This is a genomic window from Pseudomonas sp. NFACC05-1, assembly GCF_900100135.1.
GTDB classification, from domain to species: domain Bacteria; phylum Pseudomonadota; class Gammaproteobacteria; order Pseudomonadales; family Pseudomonadaceae; genus Aquipseudomonas; species Aquipseudomonas fluorescens_Q.
Genome location: NZ_FMTR01000005.1, coordinates 55,216 through 71,565 on the forward strand (window position 1 = coordinate 55,216; position 16,350 = coordinate 71,565).

Sequence of the window (16,350 nt, forward strand, 5' to 3'; positions counted from 1 at the left end):
TAAGTGAAAATCGTCTATGTAATCACACGCTCAGATACCATGGGCGGAGCGAGTGTTCACGTACTTGATCTGGCTAGTGGTGCGCAGAAGGCTGGGCACGAAGTTATCATTTTGGTGGGCGGGAAGGGTGTCCTTGTGGCGCGTGCCAACAAAAAAAACATTCCTGTTATCTCTTTAAAGTTTTTGATTCGAAATATAAATCTGTTTAAAGATGTTTTTGCTTTTTTTGAATTGCGAAAATATATAAAGGATATCGAGCCTGATCTCATTCATCTTCATTCTTCTAAAGTGGGTATTTTAGGACGGTTAGTAGCTAAATCTCTAGGTATACCTGTTATTTTTACAGCGCACGGTTGGGCGTTTACTGAGGGGGTATCGGCCGGGCGGCGTAAGTTTTATAAGGCGGTCGAACGTGTTATGGCTTTTTTGGCAAGCCGAATTATTACTGTCTCCAACTATGATCGGAAAATTGCGCTAAGTTCAGGGGTGGGGGATGAAGGCCTTATTTGTACGGTGCACAATGGAATGCCGGCGCTAGAGTTAGATAGCACCATTTTTCAAGATACTGCTTCCCCCAAGATGATTATGGTTGCTCGATTTGATGAGCAAAAAGACCAAGTTGGTCTGGTGAGAGCTTTGGCACTGTTGCAGGATATTTCATGGACGTTAGAATTTGTAGGTGATGGCCCTTCTATTTGTAATATTAAGCAACTTGTGAAGCAATTTGGGCTGGAGGGGCGCGTATTGTTTTCGGGCGCTTGTGACGATATTCCTGAGAGATTAAATAACTCTCAAATTTTTCTGTTGATCACAAACTGGGAAGGATTTCCTCTAACCATTCTTGAGGCTATGCGAGCGGGCCTACCGGTAATAGCCTCTGACGTAGGGGGGGTTAGCGAAGCAGTCCAAGACGGGTGTACGGGTATACTTGTGTCAAGAAACGATATTAATAACTTGGCTGAAGCTATAAGGTCTATGCTTGGCTCTTCCGAAATGAGGCGTGCAATGGGGGCAGCAGGAAAGGAACGATTCGAAAAGGCGTTTTTGTTTGATGGGATGTTAGATAAGACGCTTTCTATTTATCGAGATGTTTTGAAATGAAGGTTCTAATTACCGGGGCTAACGGCTTCTTAGGTCGGAATTTAGTGTCCACTCTGTTAGGCACAACAGATTTTTATTTGGTCGGTGCTGTAAGAGGAGAGGGCGCTGTTATTTCCTCGAGAGAATCTTACATCTCAGTTGGTGATATTTCCTTTGATACTGATTGGCATGCAGCGTTATCTGGTGTGGATGTGGTTATTCACCTGGCTGCACGTGCTCATGTTTTAAGTGAATCATTCCGTAATCCTTTATACGAGTTTCGACGGGTAAACGTGGGAGGGGCAGTCTCGCTTGCGAAACAAGCTTTGGAGCATCGAGTTAAACGTTTCATTTTCATAAGCTCAATCGGTGTAAATGGGGGGGTGACTACAAATGTTTCCATTAATGAAAAAACCCCTTGTTTGCCTCATGCCGACTATGCTGTGTCAAAAATGGAGGCTGAAGAGGAACTTAGGACGATTACGCGAAACAGCTCAATGGAACTGGTGATTATTCGGCCACCTCTAGTATATTCCTCCGATGCTCCTGGAAATTTTTCTCGATTATTAAAAGCGGTTGATATGGGGTTACCTTTGCCGTTAGGTTCCGTTCGCAATGCTAGAAGCATCATCGCGTTAGAGAATCTCACGGACTTCATTAGGGTCTGTGTGGATAATAGAGCAGCAGGTAACGAGCTTTTTCTGGTTTCGGATGGTAAAAGTTTTTCAACTCCTGATATTATTCGAATGATCGGTCGGGGCATGGGGAAACGTTCAATTCTTTTGCCGGTGCCGGACGTGTTTCTTCGATCGATGGCCGCAATATTTTGCAGGACGCCCGTATACACGCAGCTGTGTAAGTCTCTCGTTATTGACTCAAGTAAAGCTAGGAGCTTATTGGGTTGGACGCCGCCTATTGATCCGGTAGATGCTTTGGTTCAAGCTGGCACAGCTTATAAGTTCCGTAAGAATTCGCTTTAGCGGGTTTCCATATATGGCCGATATAAAATGAATTTATTTTTTCTATTGCTATCAGTTGTCGGATCCTCATTGATCTTAACTTATAGTTTGCGCTGTTATGCATTGGCCCGAAGCATTATTGACATCCCCAATGCCCGTAGCTCACATACAGTCCCCACCCCTCGTGGTGGCGGCGTGGCGATCGTCCTCAGCTTCCTGTTGGCCTTACCCATATTGACAGCTACCGGCTTCCAGTCTTGGCCAACCATGTGGGCAATGCTGGGAGCTGGATCTGGGATCGCTGTGCTGGGATTCTTGGACGATCACGGTCACATCGCTGCCCGCTGGCGGTTGCTCGGTCATTTCACAGCATCAATTTGGGCGTTGTATTGGTTGGGCGGTTTGCCGGCAATCAGCTTGTTTGGTCTTGAACTTGATTTGGCTTGGTTTGGGCACGTCTTGGCAGTGTTCTACCTGGTCTGGATGCTCAACCTCTATAACTTCATGGACGGTATCGACGGTATCGCTAGCGTCGAGGCGATTTGCACTTGCCTCGGAGCTTGTTTGCTTTACTGGTTGGCTGGCTTCGATAGCTTGATCGTGGCGCCACTGGTACTCGCAATGGCAGTGGGGGGATTTTTATACTGGAATTTCCCGCCCGCACGAATTTTCATGGGGGACGCAGGGAGTGGGTTCCTCGGGATCATTCTCGGTTTGTTGTCGTTGCAGGCAGCCTGGGCTTCACCCAAACTGCTTTGGGTCTGGCTAATTTTGTTGGGGGTGTTCATCGTCGATGCGACCGTCACCTTGATCCGACGCCTTCTACGAGGCGATAAGGTGTATGAAGCCCACCGCAGTCACGCATACCAATTCGCTTCGCGTCAGTATGGCCGTCATTTGCCGGTAACCGTGGCGGTGGTGGTGATTAACCTGTTCTGGCTCCTGCCTCTGGCGGCATCTGTCGTTTTGTGGAACATGGATGGCGCATTGGCTTTGATAGTGGCCTATCTCCCGTTGGGGTTGCTTGCCGCCAGGTTCCATGCTGGTGAGCTGGAGACGCCCTGATTTCATGGTAAGGTTCGCGTTTTTTCCTTATCGGTTGTCTAGGGGACGGAATTATAATTGCGTGCTTTATAGGAATGCATTTGTTTTAGGAGCTGGCCAAGGTGCGTGAAGGGGTTATGGATAAAATAAGATCGGCTTTGTTGGGGCTGCCTAGACGCCACAAGCGCGCAATCCAAGTAGCCACCGATGTGGTTTTGGTTTGGGTCGCCTTGTGGCTGGCATTTGTCGTTCGACTGGGTGTCGAGGCGTTGGCCAGCCCAATCGAGACACATTTGTGGCTTTTCGTAACCGCTCCGCTGATCGCTATTCCTATTTTCATTCGCTTTGGCATGTATCGCGCGGTCATGCGCTATTTCGGTAACGACGCGCTGATCACGATTTGCAAGGCGGTCAGCCTTTCGGCCTTGCTGCTGGCTTTGGTGGTGTATTGGTACAGCAACCACAAAACCGTGGTGCCACGCTCCATCATTTTCAACTATTGGTGGCTGAGCCTGATCATGATTGGCGGCTTGCGCCTGATGATGCGGCAGTACTTCCTGGGGGACTGGTTTACCGCAGCCCAGCATGTGCCCTTCACCAACCGTGACGACGGTCTGCCCAAGGTTGCTATTTATGGTGCCGGGGCCGCAGGTAACCAGCTCGTGGCCGCGCTGCGCATGGGGCGGGTGATGCGACCGGTCGCGTTCATCGATGATGACAACAGCATCGCTGACCGCGTGATCGCTGGACTACAGGTCTACGCGCCCAAGCATATCCAGAAAATGATCGACACAACCGGCGCGCAGGAAATTCTGCTGGCGGTGCCTTCCTCGTCACGTGGGCGCCGTCGGGAGATCTTGACGCTGCTTGAAGGTTTTCCCCTGCATGTACGCAGCGTCCCTGGGTTCATGGACCTGGCCAGCGGCCGGGTCAAGGTAGATGACATCCAGGAAGTGGACATCGCTGACCTTCTAGGGCGCGATCCGGTTCCCGCGCAACCTGATCTGCTAGAGCATTGCATCACTGGCCAGTCGGTCCTGGTCACTGGAGCCGGTGGCTCGATCGGCTCCGAGCTTTGTCGGCAAATACTGGCACTGAAGCCGACTACGCTGCTGCTGTATGAGCATAGCGAATTCAATCTCTATAGCATCCTGTCTGAGCTTGAGCCTCGAGTGGTTCGGGAGTCGCTGTCGGTTCGGTTGCTGCCTATCCTTGGATCGGTACGAGATCAGGACAAACTGCTGGACGTGATGAAGACCTGGAATGTCGACACGGTCTATCACGCCGCCGCTTATAAGCATGTCCCGATGGTCGAACACAACATTGCCGAAGGCGTCCTGAACAATGTGATCGGGACGTTGAATACGGCACAGGCTGCGTTGCAGGCAGGCGTATCGAACTTCGTGCTGATCTCCACGGATAAAGCGGTGCGCCCAACCAATGTAATGGGCAGCACCAAGCGGCTTGCAGAACTGACCTTGCAGGCCCTTAGCCGCGAACTGGCCCCCGTGTTATTCGGTGACAAGGCCAACGTTTCAAGGGTCAATAAAACCCGTTTCACCATGGTTCGGTTCGGCAACGTGTTGGGGTCATCCGGTTCGGTTATTCCTCTGTTCCACAAACAGATCAAGTCCGGCGGGCCGTTGACCGTCACGCACCCAAAAATCACGCGTTACTTCATGACCATTCCCGAGGCCGCTCAGTTGGTCATACAGGCGGGGTCCATGGGGTTGGGCGGAGACGTGTTTGTGCTGGACATGGGCGAACCGGTAAAGATCGTCGAGCTGGCGGAAAAGATGATTCACCTGTCTGGCTTGAGCGTCCGTTCGGAAAAGAACCCCCACGGCGACATTGCAATCGAGTTCACTGGCCTGCGTCCAGGCGAGAAGCTTTACGAAGAATTGCTGATTGGCGACAACGTCGTCGCCACCCAGCACCCGATGATCATGAGTGCCAATGAGGACCATCTGTCTTGGGACACGCTCAAGATCAAGCTAGCTGAGTTGCTGGCCGCCATCGAGCGCGATGACTACACCAGGGTCCGCCAGCTGCTTCGGGACACTGTCAGTGGTTACGCTCCAGACGGCGAGATTGTCGACTGGATCTATCAGCAACGCCGTCTCGAACCCTGATTGTTACATACGCTGTAACGTACACATTTTTGACAGCGGCACCTCATCGCCTAAGTTTGAGAGGCAGCTTCGGAAAAGCTGCTTCTCTCTTAACGATGTCATGGAGCGTCATTTATGCGTACAGGCTATTTCTACTCTCTGGTTTTTGCCTTTCTCACCAGCGCCTCGATTGCTGCTATCGCCGCCCCAGTGGTCAAGCCTGAGGTGGTTGCTACGCCGCAAGCAGTGGAGCAGCCAGCCAAAACGCAGAGTACCAAGGTGGATTTGAACGGGGCGGATGCTGCCACGCTGCAGCGCGAGCTGTCAGGGATAGGGAAGGGCAAGGCCGAGGCGATTGTTGCGTATCGGGAGAATAATGGGCCCTTCTCTTCGGTGGACGAATTGCTGGAGGTCAAGGGGATCGGCAAGGCGATTCTCGACAGGAATCGTGACAAGCTGGAAGTTAATTGAGCGCATGAAAAAGAAGGGCCGATCGAATGATCGGCCTTTTTTATATGGTGCGTCAGGCATGGCGCGTAGCGCCGTGACTGGCGCTGTTCGGTTGTAAGCGCTCCATAAACCCCACCGACTTGAAAGTGGGCGGCGCCGTCAGCTAGACGATGTCGGCGAACAGTTCCATGGCAGCAGGGCCTCGTAATCCTCAACCGAGGATGCCATTGGCAAGCGCTCAAGTGCGTGGCGCAGCCACACATAAGGCTCTTGGCCGTTGGCTTTGGCAGTCTCGACCAGGCTGTAAAGTTGAGCGCTGGCCTTCGCGCCTCTAGGCGTGTCGCTAAAAAGCCAGTTCTTTCTCCCGATCACGAAGGGGCGGATGGCTCGTTCGGCGGCGTTATTGTCGATAGGCAGGTAGCCTTCCTCGACATACCGTTCAAGCTTGTCCCAGTTGTTTGCCAGGTGGGTAACTGCCTTGCCAAGTGCATTCTGTGTAGTCACATAAGGCAGGATTTTGCGCAACCACTCTCTGAGTTGTCCCATTACGTGGCAGCTCAAGTCCTGGCGAGCTTTTTTGCGCGCCTCATCGCTTTTCTCTTTGTAAGCGATTTCGATACCGTACAGTTTGCTGATCAATTTCAATGCAATATCTGCGCGTCCCGTCTTGCCTTTGGGTTGCATTTTTTGTGCTTCAACGAACTTGCGACGAGCATGGGCCCAGCATCCCAGGCGCTCAATGCCAGGTTGAGCACCCAGCGCGTTGTAACCGGCGTAATCATTGGCCATGAGATAGCCACGATAGCCCTTGAGCAGACGTGCAGGTACTTCCTGCGCTCGGCCGGTGGAGTAGTCGAAAAGAATCACCGGCTTATCGGGCGGGCCGCCGGTTTGAACCCACATCCATGACTGGCTGCTCGGCTCTCGGCCAGGCTCTTTGAGCACCTGCACGCGAGTTTCATCGCAGTGGATGACACGGCTGGCCAACAGGTTGTCGCGCATTTCAGGAGTGGCTGGAAGTGCTCGCCGCACTGGATAACCCAGCGTGCCAAGGTCTGACGAGGAATATCGATGCCGTGGCGACCCAGTGCATTTTCAAAGCGGTGAAGCGGCAAGCCGTCCACGTATTTGGTGGTCAGCAGCATCGCCAGAACGCTTGGGCTGGCCATGCTTTTTTCAATCAACTGGGCCGGTTTATTGGCAGTGACCGGCGCCGTTTCGCAGTCGCGACAGCCGTAAACCTGACGTACGTGTTTGATGACCCGAATCTGCATCGGCACGATTTCAAGTTGCTCGCTGACTTCTTCGCCAATCACGTGTTTACGACAGCCACAGAAGCAGGTCAGTTCATGTTCGGGAAGTGCGTGGATGACTTCGATACGTGGCAGGTCAGCAGGCAGCGGCTTGCGTTTACCCCGACGCCTGATGGGTGAGACGACCTCTTCATCAGCATCTTCGCCGACAGGTTCGGCAACGCTTTCCGCTTCGTTGAAAAGGGCCATCTGTGGCATGGCAGAATCGACCGCTTGCTCAGACTTTCGACCAAACAAGCGCTGACGTAGCAGCGCGTTTTCTTCCTCAAGCAAACCAACCCGCGACTGCATCTTCGCAAGCATCTGCTTGAGCAATTGGGGATCGTCGGGGGAGATTATCGGGCATGGAGTGCATGCCCGGGATTATACCGAATCAGGCCACAAATCGAGGCGTCAAAACCTGATGAAGGCGGTTACGCCAGAGGTCAAAGCCGTCGAGCATCCAGTTGAGTTCTTGAACAGTCAGGACAATCGCCTCGTCGGTGGCATCAGGCGAAGTTTGGAATCGCTCGGACTCCAGGCGCTTTAGCCAAAGGCAGAACGCTCCCAGTACAAAATCTTCACTCGATTACGTGGCTTATTGAGGAAGACGAAGAGCACTGGGTCGAAAACGGCGACCTTGATGTCCAGCTCGACCAAGGCAGCCAGGCCGTCGATGGATTTTCGGAAGTCGACCGGCTTGGGGTACAGATACACTTTTTCGACTTTGGCGTCGGGTCGCATCATGGCGAACGGGCTCCTGAGAGAATCGGGAGCACAGTATCCGACATCAGCTAAGCGCTTGGATGTGGGGTTTATGGAGCGCTTACGATGCAAATCCGCCTCTACTCGATACTATTGCTCAGTCTCTCATTGTCCTGTTGTCGTCCTAACAGATAAATTATTTTGTCTCGATTGATTGGTTAAATGCCTCCCAAGATTAATGAAAGGCTTTTCAATGAGGCGGTAAATAAAATAACTTAAGGTGATCGTGAGTGGTAAGGTAATGATGCAGAAAAACTGTAATTTTTCATACGGTGTTGGACTGCTATAAAACAAGGGGAGAAGGTATTCTGAAGTGTAAAATAAGGCTGCACCATGCAGTAGATATACTGAGTACGAAATATCACCGATGAACTTTAATGCTGGTGTGGTATATTTTTGCGACTTTATATTCAGATTTAGTACTGACCAGCAAGCGATTCCGCATGTGAAGGTGAAGAATGCTCTATTGAACCCTGTGACGATGTTAATTTGATTGCCGTCGACAGGCCAGTATATGAAAGCTATGCAAGCAAAGACGAGTGCGGTCATGGGGTATAGGTTGTTCGCACTTACATGCGATTTTCTCATCATGCCGATGCCCACACCTATGGCGAAAAGAAATGCTTGGTTAAATGGGTTTATATATGTTACCCATTGTTGGGCTAGGCTCTGTTCGGGGGTTAATAAGTGGCTTGAGAAGTAAAAGTATATAGAGCCAAGGGCTAGGCTGGCGCAGAGATATGACCATTTATGTTTTGCGGATGCGACGAGGAATGGAAATAGAGCATAAAAAACCATTTCGTTTCCAATTGACCAGCCACCGACGGGAATGTAGTTTTTAGGATGATAATATCCAAAAGTAAGGGTGAGGTTGGATATGTATTTTTCCCAGTTGATAGTAAAATTTTGTGTTGCTAAATATAGATAAAGGCCCGTTAAAAGCGTGGCAATCCAGTAGAGAGGAGCAATTCTGAAAAAACGCTTTGTGACGTAGGTGAGTAGATTCTGGCGGGAAAACTTTAAGTCGGAGTATGCAAGATAGAGTGATATGCCGCTGATGATATAAAATGTCGATACTGCATATACCCCCAGTCTTCCTAGCGTGGTGCTGCTGTCGGGAGTTCCTATGCTCCAGCTCATGAAGTGATAAAACATCACGCATAAGGCAAGAAGGCCTCTCATGTAGTCAATGGAGTTTACTCGATGCATTAGTTGCTCGTCCGGCGTTGGTAATGCTGATATTAAGATGAAGCCCATTAGGCGGTGGGTAGTATCGCAGATTCTCGGCTTTTAACCCACACCGACTCATAGCTTGAAAGCGGCTTCGAAGATGTGACGCATAGATCCATGGTCATTGAGTGGTCTAGGTGGCACGAAGTGTGATTACCTAATGCGGAGAACCAACTGCTGAACAGTCCTGAGGCTTTTGAGCATGAACAGCGGACCTTCCTTATCCACTGATCAATCTGAAGTTACGCGCAGGCATAAGCATTGAGCTCTTGCTGTGGGGTTGCTCGCGGCGGTCGAAGGCGACAGAAGCGCGAGCAACTGCTTCTTCAACTGCTAACTCCCACCCATCACCCCTGATCAAGGACCCGCGCCATGTACAAAGACTACCCAGCCGCCTACCAGGTCAGCAAAGGTTCAGCCCTGCAGGTGGACAAACCCTTCTACGACCGCATCCGCACCCAGCAGGACAAGCGCACCCTGATCGAGCAGTTCGAAGTGCCGATCCGTACCGGTAAGGCCTGGCACGTACCCGCCGGTCATGTGTTCCGAGTCACGACTCCGGTGGGCCCGCAGGTAGGAGACTTCAACGTCTGGAACGCCCACGATCCACGGGAACGCCTGTGGGCGGCGCGCACGCGTCAGCTTCAGGGCGCCCACGTCAGTACCCATGATCGGTTGTGGTCGAACCTGCCATTCCTGCGGCCATTGGTGACCATCACCGATGACAGTCTGGCCGGTTATGGCATCGATGAGCATGGTGGCCGACTGCACGATCTGCTGGGTACGCGCTGTGATCCCTATGTGAACAAGATGCTGACGGGGGAGGATTTTCATCATCACTGTCACTCGAACCTGACCCGTGCGGTGTTGCCTCACGGCCTGACTGAGTTCGATGTGCACGACGTGCTGAATATCTTCCAGTGCACCGGGCTTAATCATGACGACATGTACTTCATGAAGGCCTGTCCGGCGCAGAAGGGCGATTACCTGGAGTTTTTTGCCGAGATCGATCTGTTGTGCGCCCTGTCCACCTGCCCGGGTGGTGACTTGTCGCTGGCGATGTGGGGGCCGGATGCGCAGGATCCCCTTAGCGTCTGTCGTCCTCTGGGGGTGGAGATCTATCGGTTGGAGGATTCATTGCTGGAGGGCTGGAGCCAACCTGAGCGGGCGGCATACAAAGGGTTGCATGGCTTGCAGATTGCCAAGGCGGATTGGGAGAAGTAAGGCGGCAGGGGCTCTTGTGGCGAGGGAGCTTGCTCCCGCTGGGCTGCGCAGCAGCCCCCAAATCATGACTCAATCAGCCTGGCGCACCGCGTCGGCAGGTTTGAGGGGGCGCTTCGCGCCCCAGCGGGAGCAAGCTCCCTCGCCACGGGTACGGAGTGTGAAGCTTCCTCACCACAAGAGTGGTGTGTGAGGCAGCGGTTAACGATCCTTGGCCTCCTTCGCATCCATTTCCGCATTGCGCTCGGCAACGCGCTTGCGTTGCTCATCGGTCAACTCGACCTTGTGGGCGGTGTCGCGCAGCATCATCAGACCACCAACGATCGAGCCGATTGCAACAATCAGAATCAACCAGGCATACCAGGGCATAGGGCTCTCCTTGAGGGGGCGATGGACGGACGAACATTTCGCCGATCCATCGCACCTACCACTTATGAGCGAAGGTTGCTCGCAGTGGTTCAATACTACGCCCGTTCGGTCGGCTTCACCTCAAAGCCCGGTCAGCATCGCATCGGCGGGAGCGTCTGCACGCAACTGTGCGGTGAGGATGAAGTAGACGAAACCCACCACCATGAAGCCAAGGAAGATCAGCCCGATCAGCGCGTTGAACCAGGCCATCGCCACCAGGCACACCACGGCCAATACCAGGGCGATGCCGGGTACCAGCGGATAGCCCGGTGCGCGGAAGGTGCGTTCCAGGTTGGGTTCGGTTTTACGCAGTTTGAACAGGCTGAGCATGCTCATGATGTACATGACGATGGCACCGAACACGGCCATGGTGATCATCGCCGCAGTCAGGGTCATGCCGCCGAGGTTGATCAGGCCGTCGCTGTAGATCGCTGCGATGCCGATCAGCCCACCGGCGATGATCGCCCGGTGCGGCGTCTGGAAGCGTGACAGCTTGGCCAGGGAGGCGGGCAGGTAACCGGCGCGGGCCAGGGCGAAGAACTGGCGCGAGTAGCCAAGGATGATGCCGTGGAAACTCGCCACCAGGCCGAACAGGCCGATCCACACCAGCATGTGCAGCCAGCCGGAGCTTTCGCCAACCACGGTTTTCATGGCTTGGGGCAGGGGATCGTTGATGTTCGACAGGGTGCGCCAGTCGCCGACGCCACCGGCAAAGAACATCACGCCCATCGCCAGGATTACCAGGGTCAGGATGCCGCTGATGTAGGCCTTGGGAATCGTGCGTTTCGGGTCCTTGGCTTCTTCGGCGGCCATGGCCGCGCCCTCGATGGCCAGGAAGAACCAGATGGCGAAGGGGATCGCGGCAAACATGCCGGCGATGGCCGGTGCGCCGAACACATCGGAACCGGCCCAGCCGTTCAGGGCAAAGCTGCTGAAACTGAACGCCGGGGCCACGACGCCCATGAACACCAGCAGTTCGGCCACCGCCAGGACGCAAACAATCAGCTCGAAGGTCGCGGCCAGTTTGACCCCGAGGATGTTCAGGCCCATGAACACGATGTAGGCGCCGACCGCTGCGTGTTTCGGGTCCAGGGCCGGGAACTGCACGTTCAGGTAGGCGCCGATGGCCAGGGCAATGGCTGGCGGGGCGAAGACGAATTCGATCAGTGTCGCCAGGCCGGCAATCAACCCGCCTTTCTCGCCGAAGGCGCGACGGCTGTAGGCAAACGGCCCGCCGGCATGGGGAATGGCGGTGGTCAGCTCGGTGAAGCTGAAAATGAAGCAGGTGTACATGGCCGCCACCATGAAGGACGTCACCAAAAAGCCCAGTGTCCCGGCCACGCCCCAGCCATAGCTCCAGCCGAAATACTCGCCGGAAATCACCAGGCCGACGGCAATACCCCATAAATGCAGGGTGCCCAGGGTGGGTTTGAGTTGTGTGTTCATCGGTGGCTCCCCTCGATCCATAGCAAAAGCGCTGGGGAGGGCAGTGCAGTGGGCGTGCCAGGGTGGCGGGGGCGGTCGTAATGGGTGAAATCGTGTCGTATCGGGGATGTTCCTTGCTTGATGTGCGCCTGTTGTGCGCCAGTTGGGGGCGTTGGCGCTGGTAATGCCGCCTTCGCGAGCAAGCCCGCTCCCACACTGGACTTGCGGTGAGCTCACACCGCGACCTCCTGTGGGAGCGGGCTTGCTCGCGAAGAGGCCCGCCCAGCCAATCATCCAGCCGATTTTTTTTACAGATTCTTTATCCCCCAACCGATCTCTCGATCTCGTTCCTTTACAGCCTACCTGCCGACAATCACTCCACACACGGCACGACGCCGTACCACGGAGAAATCCCATGAATGTTCTGGACGGGGTGTCGCTGCTGCTGGCAGGGGCGCTGTTCATTTATCTGCTGGTTGCGCTGTTGCGCGCCGATCGGAACTAGGAGCGGATATGCACGGTTATGACTACGGGCTGATCCTCGGCTTTTTCGCCCTGGTGCTGATTCCGGCACCGTTTCTGGGGCGTTTTTACTACCAGGTGATGGAGGGCCAGCGCACTTGGCTTTCACCGATCCTCGGTCCGGTGGAGCGCGGTTGCTATCGCCTGGCCGGTGTCGATTCCACCGCTGAGCAGAGCTGGCAGAAATACACCCTGGCCCTGCTCGCGTTCAACCTGGCGGGTTTTGCATTGCTGTTTGTGATCCTGCTGCTGCAGGGATATCTGCCCCTCAACACTGAGCAACTGCCGGGTATGGAGTGGACCCAGGCCTTCAACACGGCCGTGAGTTTCATGACCAACACCAACTGGCAGTCCTACAGCGGTGAAGCGTCGTTGAGCTACCTGAGCCAGATGGTCGGCCTGACCGTGCAGAACTTTGTCAGCGCCGCAACGGGACTGGCCGTGCTGGTGGCGCTGTGTCGCGGCATCGGGCGCAAGTCCGCCGCAACGCTGGGTAACTTCTGGGTCGACATGACCCGCGCCACCCTCTATGGGCTGTTGCCGCTGTGCCTGCTGCTGGCATTGTTCCTGGTCTGGCAGGGCGTGCCGCAGACCTTTGCGCACTATGTGCACGGGGTCACGCTGCAGGGCGCCGACCAGGTCATCCCGTTGGGGCCGGCCGCCAGCCAGATCGCGATCAAGCAACTGGGCACCAACGGTGGCGGTTTCTTCGGCGTCAACTCGGCGCATCCGTTCGAAAACCCGACGGCCTGGAGCAACCTGTTCGAAGTCGCCTCGATCATCCTGATTCCCGCCGCGCTGGTGTTCACCTTCGGCCATTACGTCAAGGACTTGCGCCAGAGCCGGGCGATCATCGCCTGCATGCTTGCTTTGTTCCTGATTGGCGGCGCCACGTCGCTGTGGGCCGAATACCAGCCCAACCCTGCCTTGGACAACCCGGCCGTCGAGCAAGCCGCGCCGCTGGAAGGCAAGGAAGCACGCTTCGGCACCACGGCCACGGTGCTGTGGTCGGTGACCACCACGGCAGCGTCCAACGGCTCGGTCAACGCCATGCACGACAGCCTCAGCCCGCTCAGCGGCATGGTGTCGCTGGTGAACATGATGGTCGGCGAGGTGATCTTCGGCGGCGTCGGGGCCGGGCTCTACGGGATGCTGTTGAACGTACTGATCGCAGTATTCCTGGCCGGCTTGATGATCGGTCGCACCCCGGAATACCTGGGCAAGAAGCTGGGCGCCCGGGAGGTGCAGCTGTTGGTGGCAACCCTGCTGGTGATGCCCGTGAGTGTGCTGGTGTTGGGTGCCGTCGCCGCGAGTCTGCCGGGGCCGGCCGCAGCGGTGAGCAACCCGGGTGCCCACGGTTTCAGCCAGTTGTTGTACGCCTACACCTCGGCGGGAGCGAACAACGGTTCGGCATTCGCCGGGTTCGGCGCCAACACACCTTTCCACAACCTGATGCTGGGCCTGGGCATGTTGATCGGTCGGTTCGGCTACATCCTGCCGGTGCTGGCGTTGGCCGGCAGCCTGGCCTTGAAGAAGACCGCGCCGATTGGCCAGAACAGCTTCCCCACTCACGGCCCGCTGTTCGTGACCTTGTTGACCGTGACCATTCTGTTGGTGGGCGGCTTGACCTTCTTGCCGACCCTGGCGCTGGGGCCGATTGCCGAACACCTGAGCATGGGCTTCTGAGGACCTGATGATGAATATGCCGATGAGCAAAACCGTCGCCGCCAAGGCACCGGAACAACCGAAGACCCACCTGTCGGCCCTTTGGCGGCCGGCGCTGGTGCAAGCCTTCGTCAAGCTCGATCCACGCCAGTTGCACCGCGCGCCGGTGATGCTGGTGGTGGAACTGACCGCGATCCTCACCACTGTGTTGTGCTTCATCCCCGACAGCGCCGTGCCGACATTTGTGGCTGCGCAAATTGCGTTGTGGCTGTGGTTCACCGTGCTGTTCGCCAACTTCGCCGAAGCCTTGGCCGAAGGCCGCGGCAAAGCCCGGGCCGACAGCCTCAAGGCCGGCAGCGAAGGTCTCAACGCACGTCGCCAGACCGCCAGCGGCTTTGAAATCATCCCCGCCACCCGGCTGCGCAAAGGCGACGTGGTGCGCGTCGAGGCCGGCGACATGATTCCCGGCGACGGTGAGGTGATCGAAGGCATCGCCGCGGTCAACGAGGCGGCGATCACCGGCGAATCGGCGCCGGTCATCCGCGAGTCCGGCGGCGATCGCTCGGCCGTCACCGGCAACACGCGGCTGGTCTCCGACTGGTTGCTGATCCGCATCACCAGCAATCCCGGCGAGTCCACCCTGGACCGCATGATCGCCTTGGTCGAAGGTGCCAAGCGCCAGAAAACGCCGAACGAGGTGGCGCTGGATATTCTGTTGATCGGTCTGACGCTGATCTTCCTGTTGGTGGTGGTGACGCTGCAACCGTTCGCCCATTTCGCCAACGCCAACCTGCCGCTGGTGTTTCTGGTGGCGCTGTTGGTGACGTTGATTCCCACCACCATCGGCGGGCTGCTGTCGGCCATCGGCATCGCCGGGATGGATCGGCTGGTGCGCCTGAACGTGATCGCCAAGTCCGGCCGCGCGGTCGAGGCGGCGGGGGACGTGCATGTGTTGATGCTGGACAAGACCGGCACCATCACCTTTGGCAATCGTCGCTGTACAGCGGTCTATGCCGCCGCCGGTGTGAGTGCCAAGGAACTGGCCGAAGGCGCGCTGTTCGCCTCGTTGGCTGACGACACCGCTGAGGGCAAGTCCATCGTCGAGTACCTGCGAGGTTTGCATCCACAGTCCGAGCCTGGCGTCGAAGCGCTGAGGGCCGTGCCGTTCAGTGCTGAAACCCGTTTGTCCGGCGTCGACTATCAGGGCCGCATCTACCGCAAGGGCGCCGTGGATTCGTTGCTGGACTTCATCGGCCTTGCACGCAATGAGTTGCCACAGGCATTGGCGCGGGAGGTCGACAAGATCGCCCAGAGTGGCGGCACGCCGTTGCTGGTGTGCGTGGACGGCAAGCTGCTCGGCGCGATCCACCTCAAGGACGTGGTCAAGCCGGGCATTCGCGAGCGCTTTGCCGAGTTGCGCAAGCTGGGGATCCGCACGGTGATGGTCACCGGCGACAACCCATTGACCGCTGCGGCGATTGCCGCCGAGGCCGGTGTCGATGACGTGCTGGCGGAGGCCACGCCGGAGAAAAAACTGGCGCGTATCCGTCATGAGCAAAATGACGGTCGGCTGGTGGCCATGTGCGGCGACGGTGCCAACGACGCCCCGGCCCTGGCCCAGGCCGATGTCGGCATGGCGATGAACGACGGCACCCAGGCCGCGAGGGAAGCGGCCAACATGGTCGACCTCGACAGCGACCCGACCAAGTTGCTCGATGTGGTGCAGATCGGCAAGGAACTGCTGGTGACCCGTGGCGCACTGACCACCTTTTCCATCGCCAACGACATCGCCAAGTACTTCGCGATCCTGCCGGCGCTGTTCGCTTCGATTTATCCACAGCTCGGCGTGTTGAATGTGATGCACCTGAGCAGCCCCCAGAGCGCGATTGTGTCGGCCATCGTCTTCAACGCCTTGATCATCGTCGTGCTGATCCCCCTGGCCCTGCGTGGCGTGCGCGTGCAAGCGGCAAGTGCGGCGGCGCTGTTGCGACGCAATCTGCTGATCTATGGCCTGGGCGGGATCGTGGTGCCGTTCGTGGGGATCAAGGCGATCGATATGTTGCTGACGGCGCTGCACCTGGTTTGAGGTGTGAGTGCATGTAGCTACTGAACTTTGTGGCGAGGGGATTTATCCCCGCTGGGCTGCGGAGCAGCCCCCAGGCCTGATACCCCGGGGTG

The 16,350-nt window shown here is 56.1% G+C and carries 12 protein-coding genes and 2 pseudogenes; 9 read left to right on the plus strand and 5 right to left on the minus strand.

Annotation, left to right across the window (positions count from 1 at the left end; genetic code table 11):
* Positions 1–3 precede the first annotated feature (3 nt).
* The 5 genes from BLO97_RS10215 to BLO97_RS10235 all read left to right on the plus strand — a co-directional run bounded on the left by BLO97_RS10215 (position 4) and on the right by BLO97_RS10235 (position 5,665).
* Entirely contained in the window at positions 4–1,101 is a 1,098-nt protein-coding gene (locus BLO97_RS10215) for a glycosyltransferase family 4 protein (protein ID WP_092345777.1), read from the plus strand.
* Positions 1,098–2,060 carry an NAD-dependent epimerase/dehydratase family protein gene (locus BLO97_RS10220; RefSeq protein ID WP_092345779.1) on the plus strand — a complete coding sequence of 321 codons (963 nt, stop codon included), beginning with the start codon at positions 1,098–1,100 and terminating at the stop codon, positions 2,058–2,060. The genes BLO97_RS10215 and BLO97_RS10220 overlap by 4 nt, the downstream gene beginning before the upstream one ends.
* Before the next feature lie 27 nt (positions 2,061–2,087).
* Positions 2,088–3,104: an MraY family glycosyltransferase gene (locus BLO97_RS10225; protein ID WP_092345781.1), complete on the plus strand. Its 1,017-nt coding sequence runs from the start codon at positions 2,088–2,090 to the stop codon at positions 3,102–3,104.
* Positions 3,105–3,220: 116 nt separating this feature from the next.
* Positions 3,221–5,215, plus strand: a complete 1,995-nt coding sequence (locus tag BLO97_RS10230; protein ID WP_092345783.1) for a polysaccharide biosynthesis protein — start codon at positions 3,221–3,223, stop codon at positions 5,213–5,215.
* A gap of 114 nt (positions 5,216–5,329) precedes the next feature.
* On the plus strand, positions 5,330–5,665 hold the full coding sequence (locus BLO97_RS10235; RefSeq protein WP_092345785.1) for a ComEA family DNA-binding protein: 336 nt from the start codon (positions 5,330–5,332) through the stop codon (positions 5,663–5,665).
* Positions 5,666–5,803: 138 nt separating this feature from the next.
* On the opposite strand, the pseudogene BLO97_RS10240 reads toward BLO97_RS10235, so the two are convergent.
* From BLO97_RS10240 to BLO97_RS10255, 3 genes and pseudogenes are all read right to left on the minus strand, one after another.
* A pseudogene (locus tag BLO97_RS10240) lies at positions 5,804–7,312 on the minus strand (IS66 family transposase).
* An 18-nt stretch (positions 7,313–7,330) separates the two neighbouring features.
* A pseudogene (gene tnpB, locus BLO97_RS32245) lies at positions 7,331–7,683 on the minus strand (IS66 family insertion sequence element accessory protein TnpB).
* A 123-nt stretch (positions 7,684–7,806) separates the two neighbouring features.
* On the minus strand, positions 7,807–8,910 hold the full coding sequence (locus BLO97_RS10255; protein WP_170862067.1) for an acyltransferase family protein: 1,104 nt from the start codon (positions 8,908–8,910) through the stop codon (positions 7,807–7,809).
* A gap of 393 nt (positions 8,911–9,303) precedes the next feature.
* Between BLO97_RS10255 and BLO97_RS10260 the strand changes: the two genes are divergently transcribed.
* Complete coding sequence (locus tag BLO97_RS10260; RefSeq protein WP_092144866.1) at positions 9,304–10,155, plus strand: urea carboxylase-associated family protein; 852 nt, start codon at positions 9,304–9,306, stop codon at positions 10,153–10,155.
* Positions 10,156–10,353: 198 nt separating this feature from the next.
* On the opposite strand, the gene BLO97_RS10265 is transcribed toward BLO97_RS10260, so the two are convergent.
* Together BLO97_RS10265 and eat are read right to left on the minus strand one after the other, a co-directional pair.
* Positions 10,354–10,521 (minus strand): DUF2897 family protein, encoded by a 168-nt coding sequence (locus tag BLO97_RS10265; RefSeq protein ID WP_014337248.1) that lies wholly within the window; start codon positions 10,519–10,521, stop codon positions 10,354–10,356.
* A 120-nt stretch (positions 10,522–10,641) separates the two neighbouring features.
* Positions 10,642–12,006 carry an ethanolamine permease gene (eat, locus tag BLO97_RS10270; RefSeq protein ID WP_092144864.1) on the minus strand — a complete coding sequence of 455 codons (1,365 nt, stop codon included), beginning with the start codon at positions 12,004–12,006 and terminating at the stop codon, positions 10,642–10,644.
* A 394-nt stretch (positions 12,007–12,400) separates the two neighbouring features.
* On the opposite strand from eat, the gene kdpF reads away from it, so the two are divergent.
* Genes kdpF through kdpB form a run of 3 tightly spaced genes read left to right on the plus strand, consistent with a single transcriptional unit; the run spans position 12,401 to position 16,258 of the window.
* The gene (gene kdpF, locus BLO97_RS10275; protein ID WP_063322338.1) at positions 12,401–12,490 is read left to right on the plus strand and encodes a K(+)-transporting ATPase subunit F; all 90 of its coding nucleotides are present in this window, start codon (positions 12,401–12,403) and stop codon (positions 12,488–12,490) included.
* A gap of 8 nt (positions 12,491–12,498) precedes the next feature.
* Positions 12,499–14,193: a potassium-transporting ATPase subunit KdpA gene (kdpA, locus tag BLO97_RS10280; RefSeq protein ID WP_092345791.1), complete on the plus strand. Its 1,695-nt coding sequence runs from the start codon at positions 12,499–12,501 to the stop codon at positions 14,191–14,193.
* 10 nt (positions 14,194–14,203) lie between these two features.
* Positions 14,204–16,258, plus strand: a complete 2,055-nt coding sequence (kdpB, locus tag BLO97_RS10285; protein WP_092222928.1) for a potassium-transporting ATPase subunit KdpB — start codon at positions 14,204–14,206, stop codon at positions 16,256–16,258.
* Positions 16,259–16,350: the final 92 nt, after the last annotated feature.

Coding starts and splice junctions, on each gene's coding strand:
- BLO97_RS10220 (WP_092345779.1), top strand. CDS start 1,098: ATGAAGGTTCTAATTACCGGGGCTAACGGCTTCTTAGGTCGGAATTTA.
- BLO97_RS10225 (WP_092345781.1), top strand. CDS start 2,088: ATGAATTTATTTTTTCTATTGCTATCAGTTGTCGGATCCTCATTGATC.
- BLO97_RS10230 (WP_092345783.1), top strand. CDS start 3,221: ATGGATAAAATAAGATCGGCTTTGTTGGGGCTGCCTAGACGCCACAAG.
- BLO97_RS10235 (WP_092345785.1), top strand. CDS start 5,330: ATGCGTACAGGCTATTTCTACTCTCTGGTTTTTGCCTTTCTCACCAGC.
- BLO97_RS10255 (WP_170862067.1), bottom strand. CDS start 8,910: ATGCATCGAGTAAACTCCATTGACTACATGAGAGGCCTTCTTGCCTTA.
- BLO97_RS10260 (WP_092144866.1), top strand. CDS start 9,304: ATGTACAAAGACTACCCAGCCGCCTACCAGGTCAGCAAAGGTTCAGCC.
- BLO97_RS10265 (WP_014337248.1), bottom strand. CDS start 10,521: ATGCCCTGGTATGCCTGGTTGATTCTGATTGTTGCAATCGGCTCGATC.
- eat (WP_092144864.1), bottom strand. CDS start 12,006: ATGAACACACAACTCAAACCCACCCTGGGCACCCTGCATTTATGGGGT.
- kdpF (WP_063322338.1), top strand. CDS start 12,401: ATGAATGTTCTGGACGGGGTGTCGCTGCTGCTGGCAGGGGCGCTGTTC.
- kdpA (WP_092345791.1), top strand. CDS start 12,499: ATGCACGGTTATGACTACGGGCTGATCCTCGGCTTTTTCGCCCTGGTG.
- kdpB (WP_092222928.1), top strand. CDS start 14,204: ATGAATATGCCGATGAGCAAAACCGTCGCCGCCAAGGCACCGGAACAA.